Here is a 23,447-nt window from a genome sequence, read left to right on the forward strand (position 1 = left end):
AGAGACTATGCAAAATTGGATGGAATGGGTAATTGCCTTCTTTTTATTACTCGGAGGCAGCTTTGTGTTAATTGGCTCGATTGGTTTAACGCGGATGCCCGATTTTTTTATGCGCTTACATGGGCCAACTAAGGCGACCACCTTGGGTATGGGCGGTATTTTGTTAGGTTCGATGTTATTTTTTAGTGCGGCACCCGGTGAGATCAGCGTGCATGAATTGTTGATTACTATCTTCTTATTAATCACCGCGCCAATCAGTGCACATATGCTCATTAAAGCTGCCCTGCATCATCAGACTGAGGCGATTGCGCGTACTACAGGTGAGCAAGAACTGAAGCGAGGGCAATTACAAAACAGCAGCCGCTCGCATATTAAGTCGAATTTACCCTAAAAAACCTAACAATAGCGTAAAGCACAAGCTTTACGCTATTCGCCAAAACCGGTATTAATTAATAAAGTAATCGCGTCTAATGCTTCAGCAGCGTCAGGGCCTTCGGTGGTCACTGTAAGGGTTTTACCTTTACTACTGGCCATCATCAGCAAGGCCAGTACGCTGCCGGCATCTGCTGTTTTACCATCTTCTTGCACTAATTCTACTTTGGCATCAAATTGCTGGCTTAACTGCACTAGCTTGGTGGCGGCACGTGCGTGTAGGCCTAGGGCATTAATAATCGTGACTGTTGCAGCTAACTTATCGGCCATGATGTCTGACTAATTCCCGATGGCGAATTTGTACATCTTCGCGCTGGCTGCGATAGGTTTCGGCTAGGCTTTGTGCGATATACACTGAACGATGCTGGCCACCGGTGCAACCAATCGCTATCGTTAAGTAGCTGCGATTGTTACGCTCGAGATGGGGTAACCAGCTGGCAATAAAGGTATTGATCTGCCACGTATATTTTGCCACCACGTCTTGTGAGGCGAGGTAATCTTTAACTGGCTGATCTAAACCTGTGAGCGGTTTCAGATCCGGCTCCCAATGTGGGTTGGGTAAAAACCGCGCATCGAACACAAAATCGGCATCCTTTGGAATACCATATTTAAAACCAAAGGACTCAAAGAGTATCACTAAACGGCCGGTCTTTTGGCCTAAGATCCGCTCACGTAATTGCTCGGCCAACTGATGCACATTCAGCTCAGTGGTATCGATATATAAATCGGCGCGGCTAGAGATAGGATCTAATAACTGTTGTTCACGTGAAATGGCTTCATCGAGCGACATCGCTTGATGGGATAGCGGATGCAAGCGACGCGTTTCGCTAAAGCGCTTAATTAGCGTGGTGTGATCCGCATCCAAATATAAAATCGTCAGTTCCAGCTTGCGCGGCAGATATGACAAAATGTCTGATAACTCATCGGGATCGCTCGGTAAGTTACGTACATCAATACTCACGGCAACGCGTTCATATTGGCCCATTACTGCAGTTGCCAGAGTCGGTAATAGATTAACCGGGAGATTGTCGACGCAGTAATAGCCGAGATCTTCCATGACTCTCAGAGCAACCGATTTGCCAGAGCCTGAGCGACCACTGACGACGAGTAGTTTCATGACTCACCTGTTTTTTGGCTATAGTCGAGTAGTAGCTGATACAGTTGTTCATCTGACTCGACATGGCGGATTTTTTTGGTTAAGTCTTTCTGACTCAACAATTTGGCAATACCGGATAACGTACTTAGGTGCGTTTGGCATTGCTCAGTAGGTATTAAAATAGCGCAAAAAATATCGACGGCTTGGTTATCTATCGCATCAAACGCGATAGGGTCTTTACTGACCACAAACACCAAAATCGGTTGAGTTACGCAGTCAAGTTTGCCGTGAGGAATGGCGATACCGCCACCGATGCCGGTTGAACCGAGTTTTTCACGGGTCATTAAGGCTTCAAGAATGGTGTATTCAGATAGTTCGGGAAGCTGCTGGTGAGCCAGTTCGGCGATATATTCGAGGATACGTTTTTTACTGTTAAATAGAACTGCACTTTTCGTGCAGTTCTCCGCTAACATTGCGTTTAAATTCATAATAATGTCTTAGTGTCGTGACAGTTTTTCTTTGTGTTTAATGACCTGCCGATCGAGTTTGTCTATTAACTGGTCAATCGCAGCATACATGTTTTCGTTCTCAGACACCGCAAACACTTCGCCACCGGTGAGATGGATTTTAGCTTCGGCAATCTGTTGTAATTTTTCCACGTTTAAGATGACATGTACATTATTAATGTTCTCGAAATGACGCTCTAGCTTAGCAAATTTATTCTCGACATAATCTTTTAAGGCTTCGGTAATTTCGACGTGACGGCCTGTTAAATTGATTTGCATAGACTCTTCCTTTTAGTTAAGACACTTACAGCAGGGTCTTTCGTTGATTTGACGGCGGAATAAACAACGATTCGCGGTATTTAGCGATAGTTCGCCTAGCCACGTTTATCCCTTGTTCTAACAAAATTTCCGCCATTTTACTGTCACTTAGCGGTTTTGCCGGATTTTCTGCCGCCACCAATTTTTTAATAAAAGCACGAATGGCAGTGGAAGAACATTCACCACCACTCTCTGTACTAACATGACTGGAGAAAAAGAACTTAAGTTCAAAAATTCCACGTGGTGTATGCATATATTTATGAGTGGTGACGCGTGAGATAGTCGACTCATGCATACCGACCATTTCTGCAACATCATTCAATACCATCGGTTTCATGGCTTCTTCACCATGCTCAAAAAAGGCTTGTTGTTGCTGCACAATGCAATTGGCTACTTTGAGTAAAGTATCGTTTCGGCTTTCTAAGCTCTTTAAAAACCATTTAGCTTCTTGCAAGTGCGAACGAATAAATTGCGTATCAGCGGTATTTTTAGCGGTTTTGCTCATCGCCGCATATTGCTGATTGATCCGTATTTTGGGCATAGCGTCAGCGTTTAATTCGACTTGCCAGCGACCTTTTACTTTTGTCACCGTGACATCAGGAATAACATATTGCTGCTCTTGTTTAATCACATCAGCACCAGGCCGTGGATTTAAACTGTGGATCAACTGCATGACTTCCTTTAACTCTTCTTCTTTGAGTTTAGTCACGCGCATCAAAGAACGAAAGTCTCTATTCGCTAAAAATTCGGTATAGTTGCTAATAATGAGTTTTGCATCATTTAAATAGGGGGTAGTTGGCTCAAACTGCCGTAACTGCACCAGTAAACACTCTTGCACCGAGCGCGCGCCAACCCCGACCGGATCAAATAATTGAATGCGTTTAATCACGGCTTCAACTTCGTCGGCCTCGACCTCGTTAGATTGCAGTGAGTCGAGTATTTCTTCGCAGCTGATACTTAAAAAACCATTGTCATCGATGGCTTCAATAATGATCTCAGCAATAGCCCGGTCGATTTCAGAAAAGGGCGTGAGTTGCATTTGCCAACGTAAATAATCTTGCAGGGTATCGCTGGTTTCACCCTGATACACCATATCGTCATCAGGCATGTTGCCACTGCTAACAGGGGCGGCACTGACTAAGTCATCCCAGTTATTATCTAGCGGTAAATCTTCTTGGATGTTTTGTTTATTCAGATCATCGCTGGTATCGCGATCGGCTGCGTCTTTTTGCTCTGAGTTTTTGTTGCGTGGATCGTCAAGGGTATCGCGATTGATATTGCCAAGACTGTGATCAACCTCATCTGGCTGACGTTCGAAATCATCATCGCCTTCGAGTAACGGGTTCGCGTCTAACGCTTCCTGTATTTCTTGCTGTAGCTCAATGGTGGACAACTGTAATAGGCGTATCGCCTGTTGCAGTTGTGGCGTCATGGTAAGCTGTTGTCCTAGGCGGAGTTGCAAAGAGGGCTTCATGTACCTGTAATTCTCTCCTGAATGCGCAGTTGCGTTCTATCTTCTTTACTATAGCCTGAATTGCTCACCTAGGTATACATCACGCACCTGCTGATTTGCTAGAACATCTTGCGGAGAACCGGCTGCAATCAGTTCGCCATGACTGACAATATAAGCGATTTCACAAACATCTAACGTTTCACGCACATTATGGTCAGTAATGAGAACACCAATGCCACGTTGGCTGAGGTGTTGAATGATTTTTTTGATATCAAGTACTGAAATCGGGTCAACCCCAGCAAATGGTTCGTCTAATAAAATAAAAGCGGGATCAGCGGCTAGTGCCCGCGCGATCTCAACCCGACGACGCTCGCCACCAGATAACGCCATCCCTAAACTGTTGCGGATATGGCCGATATGAAATTCTTCTAATAAATCATCGGCAATTTCAGCGCGGCGTTGCGTGCTTAAATCTTTGCGGGTTTGCAAAATGGCCAATAAGTTTTCATGCACAGTCAATTTACGAAAAATCGAGCTTTCTTGCGGTAAATAACCAATGCCGGCGCGGGCACGTTGGTGGATCGGAGCAAAAGTAATATCTTGCTCGTTGAGGGTAATGGTGCCTTTATCCGAGGGAACTAAGCCAACAATCATGTAAAAGGTTGTTGTTTTACCTGCACCGTTAGGGCCTAATAAACCGACGATTTGCCCTGCATTGACCTCTAAGCTGACATCTTTCACTACCTGCCGGCTTTTATAGCTTTTGGCGAGGTGCGAGACCACTAACTTCATGGATTGTCCTTGTTTTCTGGGGTGAAAATCGTGGTAACGCGACGATTTTGCTCACCTTCAGCACTTAATTGTTGTAATTCAATGTTGTAACGGATCACGGCACCGCGTACTAAGCTACCGCTTTGCATCACTTCGGCATTACCCGATAACGTTAAAATTCGGCTGGCACGGTCAAATCGGATCTCATTCGCTTGAGCGGTTACAGGACGATCACCTTGCAGTGTTTGTGAATAGGTCGCCGGTGAGCCTGTTGTAATAAACACCTCTTTACCTTTACCAGCACTGGCGTCGACTTCAAGTTTGTCTGCTTTGATCAACATGGACCCCTGACGTACGACAACGTTATCGGCATAACTGGCAATGCTGTCAATTAATGAGGCTAAGGTTTTATCTGCATCGACCGAGATGGGCTGTTTATGATCCGGTTCGGCGGCCAAACTAACGGCAGAAAAAAAGGCCAAAACAATCATTAAGCTATTAATTTTCATTGAAATATACCGTCTCTAAATGCTTTTGCAATTGTATGGTTTCTTTTGTTAAATCGACATGCATACCTTGCCCTTTAATGAAAAAACCGGCGCCGGTGATCTGAACGATTTCATGCGTATGAATACTTTTTTCAGGCAACATCAGTTGTAATGAGGCCGTTTCAACGCGTTCTACTAAACCTAGGGTTTGTTTGTTTTGCAAAACCACTTGGTTTTCCAAAATAATCTTATCTTCAGGAAACCAGACACCTTGTAAGCTACTGATTTCCCAAGCAGGCTGATGTGCTTTATTAAACAGGGTATAGCGCGGTTGATCAAACTGCGTAAAGCCGAGCTGTTCAAAATGCTCTAATTTCAGCGCCTGCACGTGATCGGCAATATAGCCCTCATTGTCGTAGATGCGCAAGGTAACATTTTCAGCAATGTAATCCGGTTGAAATTCTCGATCCACTTGCAGATCCACTTGCTCAACGCTGGGATTCAACCACAGGTAGCCCGCGACTATCACGAGTAACATGACGATGAGCACAAAAAACTTTCTCATGAGCTGCTGCCATCAAATTGTAAAAATCGCTGTTGCGCAATCAGTAACAGATCGCATAATTCGCGCACTGCACCAAAGCCGCCAGGTAATGACGTGGCTAAATGGGCATGCTTTCGCAAATAAGGATGTGCATCTTTTACCGCGACGGCTAAGCCACAATGTTGCATGACTTGCCAATCGGCCAAATCATCACCGATATAAGCGACTTGGCTGGCATCTAATTGCAGTTCAGCGAGCAGCGCTTGAAATGCAGCTGTTTTATTTTCTTGCCCTTGATAAATATAGGGCACAGTTAGCGATTTCATACGCTGCTCCACAATGGCCGATTGTCGCCCTGTGATCACGGCTACTTCTATGCCAGCTTGGCGCAGTGCTTTAATGCCATAGCCATCCCGGGTATGAAAGGCTTTTAGCTCTTCACCTTGATTACCTAAGTAAATGCGCCCATCCGAAAATACGCCATCGACATCACAGATAAGTAATTTAATATCTGCCGCGCGGCTGGCGTTAGTATCACTGATAGCTTGGTACAACTGGCGATATAAGTCCATGTTACATTACTCCTGCTCGCAGTAAGTCGTGCATATTCATGGCGCCGATTGGCTCGCGCTGCTCGTTAACAATGATCAGGCCATTAATTTTTCGTTGCTGCATAATATTTAACGCTTCTGCGGCAAGCATTTCTGCTTTAACCGTAATGCAATTGACCGTCATCACCTTGGCAATAGAGGTGCTGTGTATATCAATACGTTGATCAAGAATACGTCGTAAATCACCGTCTGTAAAAAGCCCAGCTAAGCGACCTTGTGCATCGACCACGGTGGTCATGCCGAGCCCTTTGCGTGAAATCTCTAATAAGGCATCTTTAATGCTGGCCTCTTGCGGTACGATAGGCACCAAATTCTCTTTATGCATTAAATCTTCTAATCGCAACAATAACTTGCGACCAAGGCTGCCACCGGGATGTGATAACGCAAAATCATCGGCTGAAAAGCCTCTAATATCTAACACCGCGACAGCCAAGGCATCACCCATCGCCAGTGTCGCCGTGGTGCTGGCGGTGGGCGCTAGGCCAAGTGGGCAAGCTTCTTGAGGTACAGCTACACATAAGTGAATATCGGCCAAGCGCGCTAACGTAGAATCTGCTTTCCCGGTCATGGCGATCAGTGGAATACCCATGCGTTTGATAATTGGCACTATGGTCAGTAATTCTGCTGTTTCACCAGAATTGGAGATGGCGATAACGATATCGTCTTTTGATAACATGCCCAAATCACCATGGCTCGCTTCGCCTGGATGCACAAAAAAAGCCGGAGAGCCTGTAGAGGCGAGGGTTGCCGCTATTTTGTTGGCAATGTGGCCAGATTTACCAATACCGCTGACGATAACTTTACCTTTATTATCGAGTACCAGCTGACAAGCGCGCTCAAAATCATCATTAAGATATTGTTCGAGTTGTCGAACGGCTTCGGCTTCGATGCGTAATACCGCTAAAGCCTGTTCACGGAAAGTCTTTGTGGTCATAACCAAGTTTACGCCAAATGAGTAAATAACAAATATTGGTAGCCAATAAAGCCGCTTAAAAGCAAGCCACCTTCTAATCGATTGATACGTTGTTGCTTGCCGATACGTATTGACATTAATAACAGTGCAAAGGCCGCCGCGATCATCACGTAGCTATCCCGCGTACCGGCATTAATATCGAGTGTTGAAGGCCCAATCACTGCGCCTAAGCCTAACACGGCTAAAATGTTAAAAATGTTTGAGCCGATAATATTGCCCAGCGCCAGATCATCTTCGCCTTTTATTACGCCTATGACGCTTGCGGCGAGTTCGGGCAAACTGGTGCCGATAGCAATAATTGTTAAGCCGATGATTAAATCACTCATTCCAGCATAACGGGCAATGGTGACTGCACCCTGAACCAATAACTGAGAGCTGGCTAATAACAACACTAAGCCGGCGATAACCCAAAACACCGCCTTTAGAGTAGAGGTTGGTAGTGGAATTTCTGATTCAATTTCGCTGATAAGCGGATCGGTTGGGCTGGCATGCTTACCCCAGTACACCAACAAACTGATAAAGCTGAAAAAAGCGATAAGCAAGATAATACCTTCAGCCCGCGTTAAGTTATGGTCTGATAAAAAATAATATCCAACAAAGGTGAAAAACAGCATTAACGGAAATTCGCGCTTCAGGGTTAATGAGGCAACCGTAATCGGTTTGAATAGGGCAATAACACCAATGACCATTAAGATGTTTGTGATATTGGAACCTAAAGCGTTACCAACCGAGGTGTCGAGTCGTCCTTGTGCTGCGGCTGTTGCCGAGACCAACATTTCTGGCGCGGATGAACCCATCGCAACAATCGTTAATCCGATGAACATTGGCGAAACACCGCTATTGCGGGCAACAGATGATGCGCCGAATACGAAACGGTCAGCACTCCAAATCAGCAATACGAGTCCGACGATAACGAAGATAATGGCTAATAACAAAGGTGATATCATGGTGTCCGTTGTCTGCTTAACAGTTAAAAAGGGTATTTTCCCGTTTCTTGCTGTTAAATGCAAAAAAACCTCGGTAAAAACACCTACGCCAAGCATTATTCGAAAATACCTGCTGTTCGTTTCGAATTATTGCCACGACTTACTCTCTCATAGCGTTTACAATAAGCACACTTTGCCACTTTGCTCATATTGTAAACTGTTATGAATGTATATAACATGCGCGCCCTTAGCAAGATTGCCCGTTTAACGAGAGCTGACTGGTTGCAAAGAGAACTGGAGAAATAACGTTGTCTGATGTGTTGGTCGATATCCAAAACCTGAGCTTTTCACGCGGAGAACGAGTGATATACCGCGATATGTCTATGCAGTTTGTCAGGGGAAAAGTTACCGCCATTATGGGGCCTAGCGGCATTGGTAAAACAACGCTGTTAAAACTCATTGGTGGTCAATTGATCCCAGACAGCGGCAATATTATGTTTGATGGCGTAAATATCCCTAAATTGTCACGTTCAGCTTTATATCAAGCCCGTAAAAAGATGAGCATGCTGTTTCAAAGCGGTGCCCTATTTACCGAACTATCGGTATTTGACAACGTGGCCTTTCCACTTCGTGAACACACCCGTTTATCAGAGTCGTTAATTCGATTAATTGTCTTAATGAAATTGGAAGCGGTAGGTTTACGCGGTGCACGTGATTTGATGCCAGCGGAATTATCCGGTGGTATGGCAAGACGTGCTGCATTAGCTCGGGCAATCGCTTTAGATCCTGAGTTAATCATGTACGATGAACCTTTTGCGGGGCAAGACCCTATTTCAATGGGAGTTATTGTGCGGCTGATCCGCGAACTTAATAACGCCTTGGGTTTAACGTCTATCGTGGTATCGCATGATGTAAAAGAAGTCATGAGTATCGCCGATTACGTTTATGTTGTGGCAGATAAAACCGTGATTGGCCAAGGTACGCCAGAGCAATTACGTGCCGATCCATCGCCATTAGTGCAGCAATTTTTAAATGGCGATGCAGACGGGGCAGTGCCCTTTCATTATAAAGCTGCAGCTTATGAAGATGAATTAATGGAGCTCGGCAAGTGATCGCAAATAGATTACAAAAAATAGGCCATCAAACGCTCAGCACCATCAGTGGTTTTGGTCGTGCAGGTATCATGTTATTTGGTGCCATAGTGGGTAAGCCCGATTTCCGTAAAGGCTTCCCGTTGTTTATCAAACAATTGTATGTCATTGGCGTGTTGTCGTTGATGATTATCCTCGTGTCCGGCTTGTTTATCGGCATGGTGCTGTCACTGCAAGGTTATAACGTTTTAGTAAAGTTTGGCGCAGAGGGTATGTTAGGCCCGTTAGTCTCGCTAAGTTTGCTGCGCGAGTTAGGCCCGGTGGTCACCGCGCTGTTATTTGCGGGTCGTGCCGGTAGCGCGCTTACCGCAGAAATTGGCTTAATGAAGGCGACTGAGCAATTATCCGGTATGGAAATGATGGCAGTTGATCCGCTGCGTCGTATTATCGCTCCACGCTTTTGGGCGGGGGTCGTTGCCATGCCATTACTGGCATTGCTATTTAATGCTGTGGGCATATTAGGTGGCCATTTGGTTGGTGTAGAATGGCTAGGTGTCGATGCAGGTAGCTATTGGTCTGCTATGCAAGCTAACGTTGACCTGTATCAGGATGTGCTAAATGGTGTAATAAAAAGTGCAGTGTTTGCACTCGTAGTGATCTGGATTGCATTACACAAAGGTTTTGATGCCATCCCGACCTCGGAAGGTATTAGCCGTGCCACCACTCAAACGGTAGTCACGGCATCATTGGCTGTTTTGGGCTTTGATTTTATATTAACTGCATTAATGTTTGGTGGATAAAAAATGACCACGCGTAAAATTGAAATTTTAGTTGGCGGCTTTATTGTTTTGGCTTGTGCGGCCTTTTTAATGTTGGCCTTAAAAGTAGCTGATACCGGTTTTGGTGGTGCTTCGCAAACTTACACCTTGTATGCCAAGTTTGACAATATTGGCGGTTTAAAAGTGCGTTCACCTATTAAGGTGGGTGGCGTGATTGTTGGCCGTGTTGGCTCAATTGAATTAGATCGCGTCAGTTACACGCCAGTGGTTAAGTTAGAAATTAACGCTGAGTACAGTAACTTTCCTGAAACGAGTTCAGTGGCGATTTTAACCTCAGGCTTATTAGGTGAACAATATGTTGGCTTGTTACCTGGGTTTGTCGATGACACCGTATTGATGTTAGGTAACGGTGATACCATTGAAGACACGCGTTCAGCAATCGTGCTCGAAGAGTTAATTGGGCAGTTTTTATTCAATCGGGGGAATTAATGAGAGCTTTATTGCAAAAGGTGAGTGTGTCTTTGCTATTAACTGCAGGTTTAGTCTTACCTGTGCAAGCTACCGAAACTTATACCGATCCTTACAAAATGATCGAAGTGGTTGCAGACAAAACCTTTAATCGGGTGAAAACAGATCAGCCGATCATTAACCAAGATTTAGAACATTTGCGGGTGATAGTGCAAGAAGAATTATTACCTTATATTGATAGCCGTTATGCTGCGGCGATCGTCGTTGGCCGTACCGTTGATATTCGTAAAGACCCAAAAGCTTTTGATGATTTTGTGAAAGCCTTTGAACAATATATGATTGGTTCTTACGCGGGAGCTTTAACCTATTACAAAGAACAAAAAGTGATGATTGAGCCATCTAAAGTGATTGGTAATCAAAGTATTATCACTATTCGTACTCGGGTGATGGATCCAGGTAAGCCTGACATCGTTATTGATTTTAAATTACGCCGTCCACGCAATGCGGAAACATGGTTGGTGATCGATTTAATCGCCGAAGGTATTTCTTTACTCGATAGCAAACGCGCCGAATTAAATAACTTGATCAGACAGCAAGGTTTGGCCAGTGTGACTGAGTTGCTGAAAGAAAAATCTAAAGAGCCGGTTAAGTTAGCCAACGATGATAGTGCAAGCACTTCGGAGTAACAGGTGGCATTAGCAATCAGCCAAACCGATCAAACGCTGTTTTTTAGTGGCGAACTCGATCGCGATACGTTAATGATGCATTCACCCTTCACGTTGTTAAATAAGTTGCAGGGTGAGGTAATCTTTGATTTCTCGGCGTTAACCAATGTAGACTCGGCAGGGTTGGCTTGGCTGATCCAGCAGATTGCACGCGCCAAGACGTTGAAAATAAAAATTGAAATTATCAAGGTGCCGGCACAGCTACTTTCACTTGCTAAAGTAAGTGCGGTGACCGACATTTTGCCTATAACCAATTAAGGTGTAGTTATGGAAATTGCTCAGATAGAGCAACTGTTAAAAGAACATCTGCAACTAGCAGAAGTTTATGTTAAAGCTGACGGCTCACATTACGCAGTCACTGCCGTAGGTGATTGTTTTGACGGCTTAAGCCGCGTTAAACAACAGCAGCTTGTCTACAGCCCGTTAATGGCAGCGATTGCTGATGGCAGTATGCATGCAGTAAGTATTAAGGCCTTTACGCCGCAGCAGTGGCGCAGAGAAAAACTTTTAAACCCTCCGCTCTGAGATCCACTATGCAACAGTTTTTAGTTACTGCCAACGGCCCACTACAAGGTGAAGTCGTGATATCGGGCGCAAAAAATGCCGCCCTGCCTATTCTGTTTGCAAGCTTATTAGCTGAGCAACCTACCACCATTCGCAATGTACCCAAACTCAAAGATATCGAAACGACATTTAAGCTGTTGCAGCTATTTGGCGCCAAGGTTGAGTGTGATGCGGATGTCGTAATTGTTGATGCCAGCCAAATTAGTAATCAATTTGCTCCGTACGACTTGGTGAAAACCATGCGTGCCTCTATTTTAGCGCTAGGCCCTTTATTGGCTCGCTTTGGTCAAGCCGAGGTTTCTTTGCCTGGTGGCTGTGCTATCGGTGCCAGACCTGTCAATTTACATATTGACGGTTTGCGTAAAATGGGCGCAGAGATCACGGTTGAAAACGGCTATATCAAAGCTCAGGCTAAGCGTTTAAAAGGCGCGCACTTAGTAATGGATATGGTCAGTGTGACAGGCACCGAGAACTTGATGATGGCGGCGACCTTAGCCGATGGTCGTACGGTCATTGAAAACGCGGCTCGTGAACCAGAGATTGTTGATTTAGCGAATTATCTCAATACCCTAGGTGCGAAAATTAGCGGTGCTGGTACAGACACCTTAGTGATTGACGGCATGCCTGCGTTACAGGGGGGAGCACCGTGTTCTGCCTGATCGTATTGAAACAGGCACCTTTTTAGTTGCAGCGGCGGTAACCGGTGGCGATATTACCTGTTTACAAGCAGCACCAAGCGACCTAGAAGTTGTGCTAGAGAAATTACGTGAAGCCGGTGCTGAAGTGACAACGGGTGCCGATTGGATCCGTTTAAACATGACCGGAAGAAAGTTAACGTCGGTAGATGTTAAAACGGTGCCTCACCCAGGCTTTCCAACAGATATGCAAGCCCAGTTTACGGTATTAAACGTGGTAGCTGAAGGTGTTGGTGTCGTCACTGAAACGATTTTCGAAAATCGCTTTATGCATGTACCTGAATTACAACGAATGGGCGCGAAAATCCGCTTAGAAGGAAATACAGCAGTTTGTCAGCACAGCCCATCGTTAACTGCAGCTCAGGTTATGGCTACCGACCTACGCGCTTCAGCAAGCTTAGTGATTGCGGGGTTAGTGGCAAAAGGCACAACAGTGGTGGATCGCATTTACCATATCGACCGTGGTTATGAACAAATCGAACATAAACTACAAGGTTTAGGTGCGCACATTGAGCGAGTAAACGGTTAAGCGTTTGCTTGTAACTAAAAAAACCGCAGAAATGCGGTTTTTTATTGCTTAAAACTGATTAAATCAGCTGATGCATCTTATGTGCGCATTTAGCGGCGCGGCTGTTCCCTAACGATGGTTGGGATCACCATACGCTCACCGTTACGGTCGATGGTGATTTGTAACTCGGTATCGGGGGGCGTTTCAGCGATAAAGTTTAACGCATGCCGCATATCTTGAAAGTGTTGTCCGGCAATTTCCAAAATAATGTCATTGGCTTGTAAGCCAGCCATTGCCGCAGGGCCATTACTGGTGACTTCACTTAAGCGCAAACCATACAGCGCTTGGCCAGAAGAAAATAAAGGATCACCCGCAGCGTTGATTACAGCTTGACCGGCAACGCCCAAATAACTGCGTGTAACCCGACCATGTTTAATGAGCTTTTCCATAATAATACGGGCGAGTTGATAGGGCACGGCGAAGAAAATACCTTGGATATCCTGATTTTGTACTTGGAATGCGGCAGCATTAATGCCAACCAAGGTGCCATTACTGTTTACCAGTGCACCGCCTGAATTGCCTTTATTAATGGCGGCATCCATTCGCATAAAGTCAGGATAGCCTCGAGAGCTTAACCCATGGTTGCCATTAGCACTGATAATACCTTGCGTGATGGTTTGACCTAAATTAAGTGGGTTACCGATAGCTAATACCAGATCGCCAACTTGCGGTTCGATGTTAGGATCTTGCGGGATCACCGGTAAGTTGTCGGCTTGTACATAAAGCACGGCTAAATCAGACACTTCATCTTGACCGATTAACACGGCTTCTAGCCAGCGACCGTCTTGCAAAGCCACTTCAATATGATCGGCACCATACACCACATGATAATTAGTCAGAATATAGCCTTGCGCCGACATAATGACACCTGAACCTAACTCTTGCCGTTCAATGGTGCGGGGTTGTAACGACCGGGGATCGACAATTCGACTGCGTGTGTAGACATTGACCACCGCTGGCGCAGCACGTCGTACCGCATGGTTATAAGAAACCGGCGCGGTATTTTGCTCGGCACGAGGTGCTTGCAATAAAGACAAGTCAACCCGAGCGATGTTGGGGAAAAACAAGATAAGAATAAAGGCGAGCGCTAAGCCGTATGCGCTACTTTTTAAAATAAATAACAAAAGGTTGCGCACAATGTCGCTTCTGCCTAAAGATGAATGCGTTTAGCATAGCATTTTTTTAGCACAGGCAGTAGCGTTCAGCTACCACCTGCCTAAATTAAGCGCTTAACGGATCAAGATATACAGTTGATCATTACCACGTTGGATATATAGCGCGGCAACGCCACCATCGCGTTTTTCTAATAACCGACGTAGCTCGGCAAGGTTGTTCACACGTTGACGGTTAACCCCAGTAATAATATCGCCTTGGCGTAAGCCAATTTGTGCCGCGGGTGATTCCGCTTCCACGCTACTGACTTCCACGCCTTTGTCAGCATTATTTAAGGTTGCACCTTGTAGCATAGGGTGCAATTGTGTCGCCGCAACCTGGCCACTGGTGGTCTCTTGCAGTACGACTTTAATGTCGCGTTCTTTACCGTCACGCAGTACGCCTAAAATGGCTTCACGGCCTGAACCCAGCGTGGCGACCTTGGCACGTAATTCATTGAAGCTGTGAATACGATTGCCGTTCATACTGACAATCACATCCCCTGATTTCAAACCACTTTTCGCTGCGGCGCTGTCTGGCAGCACTTCGCCGACAAAGGCGCCGCGACTGACATTCAGATTTAATGCTTTGGTCAACTCAGAATTAACATCATTACCGCGAATACCTAAGCTACCACGGCGAATTTCACCAAATTCAACAATTTGCTCAACCAAGTTTTTCATCATATTGGCGGGGATAGCAAAGCCGATGCCGACATTACCGCCATTAGGCCCTAAAATAGCCGTGTTAATGCCGATCAGTTCGCCACGTAAGTTCACTAAAGCGCCGCCCGAGTTACCACTGTTAATAGCGGCATCAGTTTGGATAAAATCTTCAAAGCCTTCATTTAAGCCACTGCGGCTGAGTGAGCTAATAATGCCAGAGGTGACGGTTTGTTCTAAACCAAAGGGGTTACCGATGGCAATTGCATAATCACCCACCCGCAGTTTGTCAGAATCTGCTAGAGGTAACTCAACCAGGTTATCGGCTTCAATTTGCAATAAAGCGATGTCGCTTTCTGGATCGGAACCCAGTTTTTTTGCGGTAAAGGTACGGCCATCTTTTAAACGAATTTGAATTTCAGAAGCATCTTGCACAACATGGTTATTGGTGACGATATAGCCTTTTTTGGCATCAATAATGACACCTGAACCCAAACCACGAAAGGGTTGCTCACGGCGCATTTCACCTTGGCCGCGCTGGCCGAAAAAGTATTGAAAAGCTTCAGGCATACGCTGGCGTACTTCACGGCTACCCGCAACAGAAACATAGACGACAGCGGGTGTGGCTTGTTCAAGCATTGGCGCCAGCGAAGGCATTTGCTGCTCTTCTTTTCCGAAAAACGGTAAGCTGGCGTGTGCTGGGGATGCAGGAGCCAACAACATGGCTGCTAACACGGCAGCGCTAAGCAAAGAAAATTTCTGGTTCATCGCGTAATGTCTCCTTATATGACAGTGTCACTAAGAGCATCGCACCTCAAAAAAGTTCTGAGCAGTCGCGCACTAACGGTAAAAGTTTTCTATTCGCCTTTACTTGGCCGCTCTTTAATCAAGCCGCTGGCTTGACCAGAGTAATCACGCGGTTGCTCACCAATTTCTGAGTGTTCTCTGCGACGCTCATTCAGTTGATGTAACGATTGTTTAATATGTAATGTGGTATCCGCAGCAAAATAATTTACTTCATCGCTTGGGCTGGTCGGCTGCTCAACCAGTTGCATTTTCGATTGCTGCACATGACGCGCAATGCGTGAATAATTATCCTGCAGCTGGCTCATTAACTGATTGGTTGTCTCCAGATGTTCTGAGACATCTTTGCGATACTGCGTCAGTTGTTTGCGGCTTTCGTCTAATTCTTGTTGCAGCTTGTGTTGGCCAAATTGTTTCAGGCTAATGATCCGGCTAATGGCCGCACCAATTAATAAACCTACAACCAGCCCAATTAAAACCGATGTATAGTCCATGCTTACTCCTAACGATGAAATACTTTACTTAGTGTACCCTAACTTCTTATACAAGGTGGTAAGGCATGTTACTATTATGCCTCATATTTAAGGTTTCGTTTCGTTACTTTCAAGTTAAAGACCATGACGCCACTAGAAAAATATCAACAAGATCTGTTACGCCCTGATTTTCATCTTGATGCTGCTCAAGAAAATGCGGTTAAGCAACTACAGCGATTGTTTGATGATTTTATCAGTCGCACGCCAGCAAAACAGAGTTTTTGGCAAAAATTGACCGGAAAAACGCAGAGCGATAGCCCTTTACTCGGTTTGTATTTCTGGGGAGGCGTGGGCCGCGGTAAGACCTATTTGGTCGATACGTTCTTTGAATGTTTACCGACAAAACGTAAAATGCGTGTGCATTTCCACCGCTTTATGCACCGAGTGCATGATGAATTAAAGTCATTAAAAGGGGTGAGCGATCCGCTCGAAAAGGTTGCCGATCGTTTTAAAGCGGAAACCGATATTATTTGCTTTGATGAATTCTTTGTTTCGGACATTACCGATGCGATGATTCTAGGCACCTTAATGCAAGCCTTGTTTGCGCGCGGCATTACCTTAGTGGCCACGTCAAATATCGAGCCAGACGGTTTATATCGCAATGGTTTGCAGCGAGCACGCTTTTTACCTGCAATTGAACTTATCAAGCGCTACACCAAAATTGTCAATGTCGATAGTGGCATTGATTATCGTTTACGCACTTTAGAAATGGCCGAGATTTATCATTATCCGCTAGATGAGCAAGCTGACATTAATTTACAGCAGTATTTTCATGCGTTATCAGTTGAGCCTCGTCAGCAAGCAGTAAAAATTGAAGTCGCCAACCGCTTATTAACCACGAGGGCCGAAGCCGATGGTATCGTGTGGTTTAGCTTTAATGAGTTATGCGAGACGGCGCGCAGTCAATACGATTACATCGAGTTAAGCCGGCTGTACCATACGGTATTATTGTCGGGTGTATCGACGATGGGACAACAAAATGACGATGTCGCTCGGCGCTTTTTAGCACTGGTTGACGAGTTTTATGAGCGGCATGTAAAGCTGATTATCTCTGCAACAGTGCCGTTAGAGCAGCTTTATCAGGGCGGTTTACTCAGCTTTGAATTTAAGCGCTGCTTAAGTCGCTTACAAGAAATGCAGTCACACGATTATCTGGCCAGTGAACATTTACCTTAAATGTGCTGAACCGTTAATTTTTTTGCAAATGAATGCTGATTTTTAAGATTGTTTAATATATAATCCGCGCCCGGCCGACGTTACAGCCTCATACTGCCGTTAGCCCGGCGGTTTTTGCATTCGAAGGGGTGCGATAACGACATTGCTGCATCAGCCCTGCACAGTGTCAGGTGTAACTTAAGTTATTTTTGGAATAGGTTTAGATGAAAACTTTTACTGCAAAACCAGAAAGCGTAACCCGCGACTGGTACGTTGTTGATGCAAACGGCAAAACTTTAGGTCGTATCGCAACTGAAATCGCATCCCGTTTACGTGGTAAGCATAAGCCAGAATATACGCCACACGTTGATACCGGTGATTACATCATCGTTGTTAATGCTGAGAAAGTCGTTGTAACTGGTAATAAAGCTAAGGCAAAAACATATTACTCGCACACAGGTTTCCCAGGTGGTATCAAGGAAATCAGTTTCGAGAAATTGATTGCTAAGAAACCAGAAATGGTTTTGGAAACTGCTATCAAAGGCATGTTGCCAAAAGGCCCATTAGGTCGCGCTATGTTCCGTAAGTTAAAAGTTTACGCTGGCGCAGAGCATCAACATTCGGCTCAGCAACCGCAAATTTTAGATATTTAATCGGAGCATAACATGGCACAGAATCAATACTACGGAACTGGTCGTCGTAAAAGCTCAACGGCCCGCGTCTTCTTAAAAGCTGGTTCAGGTAACATCGTTATCAACCAGCGCGCTCTGACCGAGTACTTCGGCCGTGAAACTGCCTGTATGGTAGTTAAACAGCCGTTAGAACTGGTTGATATGGTCGAGAAATTCGACTTATACATCACTGTTAAAGGTGGTGGTATCAGCGGTCAAGCCGGTGCTATCCGTCACGGTATTACCCGTGCACTGATGGAGTTCGACGAGTCACTGCGTCCAGCACTGCGTAAAGCAGGCTTTGTAACGCGTGATGCTCGTAAAGTTGAACGTAAGAAGGTCGGTCTGCGTAAAGCACGTAAGCGTCCACAGTACTCAAAGCGTTAATTCGCTGGTATGTCGAAAAGCCCGGTTTTTACCGGGTTTTTTTTATGTCTGCAATCTTAGTTATTGGCAGCCAGACTGGCTAAGATTTAAACTAACGCGAAAAATAAAGTTAATTACCCCTGTTTTACTGCTTTTGCTGCACAACTGTATGCTAAGGATTACTGTTAAAGCATGACTAAGACTAAGATATTAGCCATTCAGTTCGCCTTAATCCTTGTGTAAAGCAAGGCTTTTCATTATGATCGAACATATTTGTGTACTTATAATAATTGCTGAATTTCAGCCGCTTAAATTTTAATCGTTTAAGTGTTTAATGTGGAGATGAGTGGATGAGCAATGCGCCTGTAGATCATGGTCGCCGCCGCTTCCTTACCATTGCGACCTCTGTAGTAGGGGGCGTCGGTGCCATAGGAGTTGCTGTGCCCTTTATTGCGTCCTGGAATCCGAGTGAGAGGGCGAAACAAGCTGGTGCTGCAGTAAGTGCAGACATTAGCAAACTCGAACCTGGTCAGCTGATTCGTGTTGAATGGCGTGGCAAACCTGTTTGGATCGTTAAACGTACCGAACAAATGTTAGCTCAGCTAGCTGAAACTGAAGACCGTTTACGTGATCCGGGTTCAGAGGTGGAACAACAACCTGCTTACGCTCAGAATCGTCATCGTTCAATCAAGCCTGAGATCCTTGTTGCTGTCGGTATTTGTACGCACTTAGGCTGTTCTCCTACCTACTTGCCAGATGACTTTGCCGCACAAACTGAAGGCATTCGCTCAGGTTTCTTCTGCCCATGTCATGGTTCTAAATTTGATATGGCCGGTCGTGTTTTCCAAGGCGTACCTGCACCCGCTAACTTGGTAATTCCTCCGTACATGTACGTTGACGACAACACCATATTAATTGGTGAAGACGAGGGGACTGTCTAATGTTTAAAAATATGATGAGCTGGATTGAATATCGCTTACCCTTTATGGATAAGATGAATTTGCACGTAGTGCAATATCCAGCGCCAAAGAATTTTAACTTCTGGTACTTTTTTGGTTCGCTTGCCATTCTAGTTCTGGTTAACCAGATCCTGACGGGTGTTTGGTTGACTATGAATTACGTTCCTTCTGCCGAAGGTGCCTTCGCCTCTGTTGAATACATCATGCGTGATGTGGAATACGGCTGGTTGTTACGTTATATGCACTCCACGGGCGCTTCGGCGTTCTTTGTGGTGGTTTATCTACACATGCTACGTGGCATGATGTACGGTTCTTATCAGAAGCCACGGGAATTACTGTGGATTTTCGGTATGCTGATTTTCTTAGTGCTGATGGCAGAAGCCTTCATGGGTTATATGCTGCCATGGGGTCAAATGTCATACTGGGGTGCGCAAGTTATTATCTCTATTTTCGGGGTTATCCCGTTTGTCGGTGATGATTTAACCTTGTGGATCCGTGGTGACTACGTTATCTCAGGTGCTACCTTAAACCGTTTCTTCGCCTTACATGTTATCGCCTTACCTTTAGTTTTAGTCATCTTAGTGTTTTTACACATCATGGCTTTACACGAAGTGGGTTCGAACAACCCAGATGGTATCGACATTAAACGCGACAACGATGGTAGCGTTGAGCAAACTGCAGCAGATAAGAAATTTACCTTCCACCAGTATTTCACTCGTGGTGGTAAGAAGATTATCGTTGATGCTATCCCGTTCCACCCATACTACACGGTAAAAGATTTAGTGGGCGTGGCCGGTTTCTTACTGATTTTTGCTTTTGTTATTTTCTTTGCGCCAGAAGGCGGTGGTTACTTCTTAGAGAAGCCAAATTTTGAAGTGGCCAACCCGATGAAGACACCTGACCATATTGCACCGGTTTGGTACTTCACACCGTTTTATGCCATTTTACGGGCTATTCCTGACCCATTGCTGGGGGCAGTAGCGATGTTTGCTGCGATTATCGCGTTAGCATTATTACCGTGGATTGACCGTGGCACCGTACGTTCAGTGCGTTACCGTTGTGAGTTACATCGCTGGAATCTAGTGGTGTTCTGTATCAGCTTTGTTGCTTTAGGTGTGTTGGGTGTATTACCCGCAACACCAACTTACACCTTATTTTCACAATTTTTCTCATTCACCTATTTTGCCTTCTTCGGCTTGCTGTGGTTATACAGTAAAAATGAGAAAACCAAGCCATTGCCAGTGAGGTTAACATAATGATGAGAACGTTACTTTCTGCGGTCGCCTTGTTTGCTTCATCGCTGGCAATCGCTGCCGGGCCAAGCATTCCGCTTGATAAAGCACCTGTTGATCTGCGTGATCAGGCTTCATTACAAAATGGCGCCAAGTTGTTCCAGAATTACTGCTTAGGCTGCCATCAAATGCAGTATCAGCGTTATTCTCGTACCTTTAAAGATTTAGGGATCCCTGAAGATTTAGGTATGGAACATTTAATGTTTACCGGTGAAAAGTTAGGTGATCATATTACCAACTCTATGCCGGCTGATTATGCGCAAACTTCTTTTGGTGTATTGCCACCTGACTTAACCAACGTGGCTCGAGTGCGTGGTGCTGATTGGGTTTACACTTATCTTCGTACTTTCTACGTTGATGAAAGCCGCCCATTTGGTGTGAATAACAAAGTATTCCCATTAGTGGGTATGCCTCATGTACTACAAGAGTTACAAGGTGTTCCTTACCGTGCTTATGAGACACGTTTAGTCGATGGTCAACCAACAGAAGTGTATGTTGGTATTCGTACTGATGGCTCGGGTGAATTAAGTACCGAAGAATACGATCGTGCGGTAGGTGATTTAGTCAACTACTTGGTCTATTCTGGCGAACCTAGCAAGCTTGAATCACATGCCTTAGGCATTAAGGTTATGATATTCCTACTGATTTTCTTTGTTCTGGCGTATTTCCTGAAAAAAGAATATTGGAAAGATGTCGAATAATATATCAGTTATACATTAAGCTGTACTCAGGGGCCTTAGTGCCCCTTTGCTGTTTCTAAATTAACCGGAGGAATACATGGCGATCATTGCCAATAAACGCCCTGTGATGACACTGTTTTCAGCAGTTGACGATATGTTCAGCCATCAGGTCCGTATCGTGCTAGCAGAAAAAGGAGTTACTGTTGATATCCTTCAGGTAACACCAGACAACGTGCCAGAAGACCTGTATGAAGTGAATCCATACGGTAGTCTGCCCACTTTATTAGATCGTGAACTTGCGCTTTATCAAGCTGACATCATTATGGAATACTTGGATGAGCGTTTTCCTCACCCGCCATTGATGCCTGTTTATCCGGTCGCTCGGGGTCAGGCTCGCCTGATGATGTATCGCATTAAAAATGATTGGTATAGCTTAGCTGACAAGGTATTAAACGATCATGAAGATGCCGCTATTGCCAGACAAGAACTTAAAGAAGGCTTATTGTCGATTGCGCCTTTATTTAGCGAAGCGCCGTTTTTTATGAGTGAAGAATTTGGTTTAGTCGATTGCTACATGGCGGCCTTATTATGGCGTTTACCTTTACTAGGTATTGAATTAAACGGCACAGGTAGTAAGCAATTAAAAACCTACATGACCCGTATATTTGAACGCGACGCTTTCCAAGCTTCATTAACTGAGGCAGAGCGTGAGATCCGCAAGGGACTTAAGCTGTAATGCAAAAAATGACACCAAATCGCCCTTATTTGTTACGGGCGTTTTACGACTGGATAATTGATAACAAATGCACACCTTATTTGGTGGTAGATGCCAACTATCCAGATGTGCGTGTGCCACAACAATTTGTGCAAAATGGTCAAATTGTCTTAAATGTACTGCCGTCAGCGGTGGGTAATTTGCAACTGGGTAATGACGTTGTCACCTTTAATGCACGCTTTGGTGGGCAACCCTTTGCTTTGTCGGTGCCGGTAAAAGCGGTACTGGCGATTTATGCCCGTGAAAACGGTGCAGGTACGGTATTTACCTTAGAAGAAGACGATGAAGATGAGCAGGATTTCCTGCCAGAATCATTAGATGATGAACCAACCCCAGAGCCACCAAAGCCTGGTCGGGGTAGTCATCTTAAAGTTATTAAGTAATAAGCGGTTAAACGGTATTTCAGGTGGGTAAACCACCTGAAATCGCCACTCACTTTTTCAGTGCTAGCTGCCAAAATGCAGCAATTAACGGCTCTAGCCGTCGCTTCTGCAGCATACAAACCCCTAAATCCAATGCTTTGTAAGCATAATTTGTTTCTAAAATTCTTACGCGATCCCGTACTGGGCTATGCTGAAATACGGGCTCAGGCACAATAGTAATACCACTACCTAGTGCCACCATCGATACCATCGCTTCATGTCCATCTACCTTGGCAATAATATTCGGGCTGATGCCTTTATCCAGTAACCATTGGTTAAAACGACTGCGGGCAGGGCCATGTTCAGGCAAAATCATCGGCACACTGTTCCAAGCAATAGGTTGTTGATTAAGCAAATCATTGACTTTACAAGGGATCACCGGTGCAATTAAGTAAACAGGGATACTCGCAATACTTTGAAAAAATAAATTAGCAGGAAAGGACTCAGGATAAGCGGCTATTGCCACATCAGCTTCATCTGCACGGATCCGCTCTATGGCCGAGGCGGCATCGCCGGTGGTTAATTGGATTTCAGCTTTTGGGCATTGCAAGCGAAACTTATCGAGTAAAGCAGGCAGGTGACTGTAACTGGCTGTCACTGTACAAAAAATCCGGATAGTGCCGCTTAATTCTGCACTCGCCAGTTGCAAGTCTAGTTGTAATTGATGCCATTCATCCAACCATACGCGCACAAAACGTTGCACTCGCTCACCGGCAGCCGTTAAGTGAACTGAGCGTTTGTCTCGTTCAAATAAACAGGTATCAAGTTCATCCTCTAAACGTTGGATCACGCGCGTTAATGTTGAGGGGCTAACAAACATTTGCTCGCTGGTTTTAGCAAAGTTTAGGCTAGATGCTAAATGTAAAAAAAGCTGAGCACTGCGTAGGTCCATAATGCCTCTGTTGCAACAAATGAAATACAGAATTGAAAATATATCACTTCACGCAATATACGTCTGTAGTTAAACT

30 protein-coding genes and 1 pseudogene are annotated in these 23,447 nt (G+C 45.0%); 16 read left to right on the forward strand and 15 right to left on the reverse strand.

The genetic code is table 11. The features are described from left to right. Positions 1–7 precede the first annotated feature (7 nt). Positions 8–391 (forward strand): Na+/H+ antiporter subunit G, encoded by a 384-nt coding sequence (locus ACUJFK_RS03805; protein WP_226749354.1) that lies wholly within the window; start codon positions 8–10, stop codon positions 389–391. Between the two features lie 35 nt (positions 392–426). Here ACUJFK_RS03805 and ACUJFK_RS03810 read toward each other — a convergent pair whose 3' ends face one another. The 11 genes from ACUJFK_RS03810 to ACUJFK_RS03860 are packed head-to-tail and all read right to left on the reverse strand — an operon-like array spanning position 427 to position 8,139. Next, positions 427–702, reverse strand: a complete 276-nt coding sequence (locus tag ACUJFK_RS03810; protein ID WP_226749355.1) for an HPr family phosphocarrier protein — start codon at positions 700–702, stop codon at positions 427–429. Continuing rightward, positions 692–1,549 (reverse strand): RNase adapter RapZ, encoded by an 858-nt coding sequence (gene rapZ / locus ACUJFK_RS03815; protein ID WP_226749356.1) that lies wholly within the window; start codon positions 1,547–1,549, stop codon positions 692–694. The genes ACUJFK_RS03810 and rapZ overlap by 11 nt, the downstream gene beginning before the upstream one ends. Then, entirely contained in the window at positions 1,546–2,019 is a 474-nt protein-coding gene (gene ptsN, locus ACUJFK_RS03820; protein ID WP_226749948.1) for a PTS IIA-like nitrogen regulatory protein PtsN, read from the reverse strand. The genes rapZ and ptsN overlap by 4 nt, the downstream gene beginning before the upstream one ends. Before the next feature lie 6 nt (positions 2,020–2,025). After that, on the reverse strand, positions 2,026–2,313 hold the full coding sequence (hpf, locus tag ACUJFK_RS03825; protein WP_226749357.1) for a ribosome hibernation promoting factor: 288 nt from the start codon (positions 2,311–2,313) through the stop codon (positions 2,026–2,028). Positions 2,314–2,338: 25 nt separating this feature from the next. After that, positions 2,339–3,826, reverse strand: coding sequence for an RNA polymerase factor sigma-54 (locus tag ACUJFK_RS03830; RefSeq protein ID WP_445426139.1), 1,488 nt, complete (start codon positions 3,824–3,826; stop codon positions 2,339–2,341). Between the two features lie 48 nt (positions 3,827–3,874). Then, positions 3,875–4,597: an LPS export ABC transporter ATP-binding protein gene (lptB, locus tag ACUJFK_RS03835; protein ID WP_445426140.1), complete on the reverse strand. Its 723-nt coding sequence runs from the start codon at positions 4,595–4,597 to the stop codon at positions 3,875–3,877. Beyond that, on the reverse strand, positions 4,594–5,085 hold the full coding sequence (lptA, locus tag ACUJFK_RS03840) for a lipopolysaccharide transport periplasmic protein LptA (RefSeq protein ID WP_226749360.1): 492 nt from the start codon (positions 5,083–5,085) through the stop codon (positions 4,594–4,596). Before lptA ends, lptB begins: the two co-directional genes overlap by 4 nt. Then, positions 5,075–5,629 carry an LPS export ABC transporter periplasmic protein LptC gene (gene lptC / locus ACUJFK_RS03845; protein WP_306177210.1) on the reverse strand — a complete coding sequence of 185 codons (555 nt, stop codon included), beginning with the start codon at positions 5,627–5,629 and terminating at the stop codon, positions 5,075–5,077. Before lptC ends, lptA begins: the two co-directional genes overlap by 11 nt. Beyond that, positions 5,626–6,180, reverse strand: coding sequence for a 3-deoxy-manno-octulosonate-8-phosphatase KdsC (gene kdsC, locus ACUJFK_RS03850; RefSeq protein WP_445426141.1), 555 nt, complete (start codon positions 6,178–6,180; stop codon positions 5,626–5,628). Before kdsC ends, lptC begins: the two co-directional genes overlap by 4 nt. 1 nt (position 6,181) lies before the next feature. Beyond that, entirely contained in the window at positions 6,182–7,153 is a 972-nt protein-coding gene (locus ACUJFK_RS03855) for a KpsF/GutQ family sugar-phosphate isomerase (protein WP_226749363.1), read from the reverse strand. A gap of 8 nt (positions 7,154–7,161) precedes the next feature. Beyond that, positions 7,162–8,139, reverse strand: coding sequence for a calcium/sodium antiporter (locus tag ACUJFK_RS03860; RefSeq protein ID WP_445426142.1), 978 nt, complete (start codon positions 8,137–8,139; stop codon positions 7,162–7,164). A 287-nt stretch (positions 8,140–8,426) separates the two neighbouring features. Between ACUJFK_RS03860 and mlaF the strand changes: the two genes are divergently transcribed. From mlaF to murA, 7 genes and pseudogenes are all read left to right on the forward strand, one after another. Beyond that, on the forward strand, positions 8,427–9,230 hold the full coding sequence (gene mlaF, locus ACUJFK_RS03865; RefSeq protein WP_445426143.1) for a phospholipid ABC transporter ATP-binding protein MlaF: 804 nt from the start codon (positions 8,427–8,429) through the stop codon (positions 9,228–9,230). Then, on the forward strand, positions 9,227–10,009 hold the full coding sequence (mlaE, locus tag ACUJFK_RS03870; RefSeq protein WP_306177208.1) for a lipid asymmetry maintenance ABC transporter permease subunit MlaE: 783 nt from the start codon (positions 9,227–9,229) through the stop codon (positions 10,007–10,009). The genes mlaF and mlaE overlap by 4 nt, the downstream gene beginning before the upstream one ends. Before the next feature lie 3 nt (positions 10,010–10,012). Then, positions 10,013–10,477 carry an outer membrane lipid asymmetry maintenance protein MlaD gene (gene mlaD / locus ACUJFK_RS03875; RefSeq protein ID WP_226749367.1) on the forward strand — a complete coding sequence of 155 codons (465 nt, stop codon included), beginning with the start codon at positions 10,013–10,015 and terminating at the stop codon, positions 10,475–10,477. Then, a complete protein-coding gene (locus ACUJFK_RS03880) occupies positions 10,477–11,142 on the forward strand; it encodes an ABC transporter substrate-binding protein (RefSeq protein ID WP_445426144.1) in 666 nt (221 codons plus the stop codon). The genes mlaD and ACUJFK_RS03880 overlap by 1 nt, the downstream gene beginning before the upstream one ends. Positions 11,143–11,145: 3 nt before the next feature. Next, positions 11,146–11,439: an STAS domain-containing protein gene (locus ACUJFK_RS03885; protein WP_226749369.1), complete on the forward strand. Its 294-nt coding sequence runs from the start codon at positions 11,146–11,148 to the stop codon at positions 11,437–11,439. A gap of 9 nt (positions 11,440–11,448) precedes the next feature. Continuing rightward, a complete protein-coding gene (locus ACUJFK_RS03890; protein ID WP_306177207.1) occupies positions 11,449–11,706 on the forward strand; it encodes a BolA family protein in 258 nt (85 codons plus the stop codon). Positions 11,707–11,714: 8 nt separating this feature from the next. Continuing rightward, positions 11,715–12,969: pseudogene (murA, locus tag ACUJFK_RS03895) on the forward strand (UDP-N-acetylglucosamine 1-carboxyvinyltransferase). Between the two features lie 89 nt (positions 12,970–13,058). Here murA and ACUJFK_RS03900 read toward each other — a convergent pair. The 3 genes from ACUJFK_RS03900 to ACUJFK_RS03910 all read right to left on the reverse strand — a co-directional run bounded on the left by ACUJFK_RS03900 (position 13,059) and on the right by ACUJFK_RS03910 (position 16,120). Continuing rightward, positions 13,059–14,144: a trypsin-like peptidase domain-containing protein gene (locus ACUJFK_RS03900; protein WP_445426145.1), complete on the reverse strand. Its 1,086-nt coding sequence runs from the start codon at positions 14,142–14,144 to the stop codon at positions 13,059–13,061. Between the two features lie 93 nt (positions 14,145–14,237). Continuing rightward, the gene (locus ACUJFK_RS03905; protein WP_229584860.1) at positions 14,238–15,590 is read right to left on the reverse strand and encodes a Do family serine endopeptidase; all 1,353 of its coding nucleotides are present in this window, start codon (positions 15,588–15,590) and stop codon (positions 14,238–14,240) included. A gap of 89 nt (positions 15,591–15,679) precedes the next feature. Then, positions 15,680–16,120, reverse strand: a complete 441-nt coding sequence (locus ACUJFK_RS03910) for a YhcB family protein (protein WP_226749374.1) — start codon at positions 16,118–16,120, stop codon at positions 15,680–15,682. 123 nt (positions 16,121–16,243) lie between these two features. Between ACUJFK_RS03910 and zapE the strand changes: the two genes are divergently transcribed. From zapE to ACUJFK_RS03950, 8 genes are all read left to right on the forward strand, one after another. After that, complete coding sequence (gene zapE / locus ACUJFK_RS03915) at positions 16,244–17,335, forward strand: cell division protein ZapE (RefSeq protein ID WP_445426146.1); 1,092 nt, start codon at positions 16,244–16,246, stop codon at positions 17,333–17,335. Positions 17,336–17,538: 203 nt separating this feature from the next. Continuing rightward, the gene (gene rplM, locus ACUJFK_RS03920; RefSeq protein ID WP_226749376.1) at positions 17,539–17,967 is read left to right on the forward strand and encodes a 50S ribosomal protein L13; all 429 of its coding nucleotides are present in this window, start codon (positions 17,539–17,541) and stop codon (positions 17,965–17,967) included. Positions 17,968–17,979: 12 nt separating this feature from the next. Further along, entirely contained in the window at positions 17,980–18,372 is a 393-nt protein-coding gene (gene rpsI, locus ACUJFK_RS03925; RefSeq protein WP_019675270.1) for a 30S ribosomal protein S9, read from the forward strand. Positions 18,373–18,701: 329 nt separating this feature from the next. Next, positions 18,702–19,292 (forward strand): ubiquinol-cytochrome c reductase iron-sulfur subunit, encoded by a 591-nt coding sequence (petA, locus tag ACUJFK_RS03930; protein WP_229584862.1) that lies wholly within the window; start codon positions 18,702–18,704, stop codon positions 19,290–19,292. Beyond that, positions 19,292–20,566 (forward strand): cytochrome b, encoded by a 1,275-nt coding sequence (locus ACUJFK_RS03935; RefSeq protein ID WP_306177202.1) that lies wholly within the window; start codon positions 19,292–19,294, stop codon positions 20,564–20,566. The genes petA and ACUJFK_RS03935 overlap by 1 nt, the downstream gene beginning before the upstream one ends. Before the next feature lie 2 nt (positions 20,567–20,568). Then, the gene (locus ACUJFK_RS03940) at positions 20,569–21,303 is read left to right on the forward strand and encodes a cytochrome c1 (RefSeq protein WP_226749949.1); all 735 of its coding nucleotides are present in this window, start codon (positions 20,569–20,571) and stop codon (positions 21,301–21,303) included. Between the two features lie 76 nt (positions 21,304–21,379). Next, entirely contained in the window at positions 21,380–22,018 is a 639-nt protein-coding gene (sspA, locus tag ACUJFK_RS03945; protein ID WP_226749379.1) for a stringent starvation protein SspA, read from the forward strand. 8 nt (positions 22,019–22,026) lie between these two features. Further along, positions 22,027–22,440: a ClpXP protease specificity-enhancing factor gene (locus ACUJFK_RS03950; protein WP_445426755.1), complete on the forward strand. Its 414-nt coding sequence runs from the start codon at positions 22,027–22,029 to the stop codon at positions 22,438–22,440. Positions 22,441–22,489: 49 nt separating this feature from the next. Here the strand turns inward: ACUJFK_RS03950 and ilvY are convergent, their stop codons facing one another. Continuing rightward, on the reverse strand, positions 22,490–23,371 hold the full coding sequence (gene ilvY / locus ACUJFK_RS03955; RefSeq protein WP_229584865.1) for an HTH-type transcriptional activator IlvY: 882 nt from the start codon (positions 23,369–23,371) through the stop codon (positions 22,490–22,492). Between the last annotated feature and the right edge of the window lie 76 nt (positions 23,372–23,447).

Source organism: Alishewanella sp. HL-SH06, from assembly GCF_052656265.1.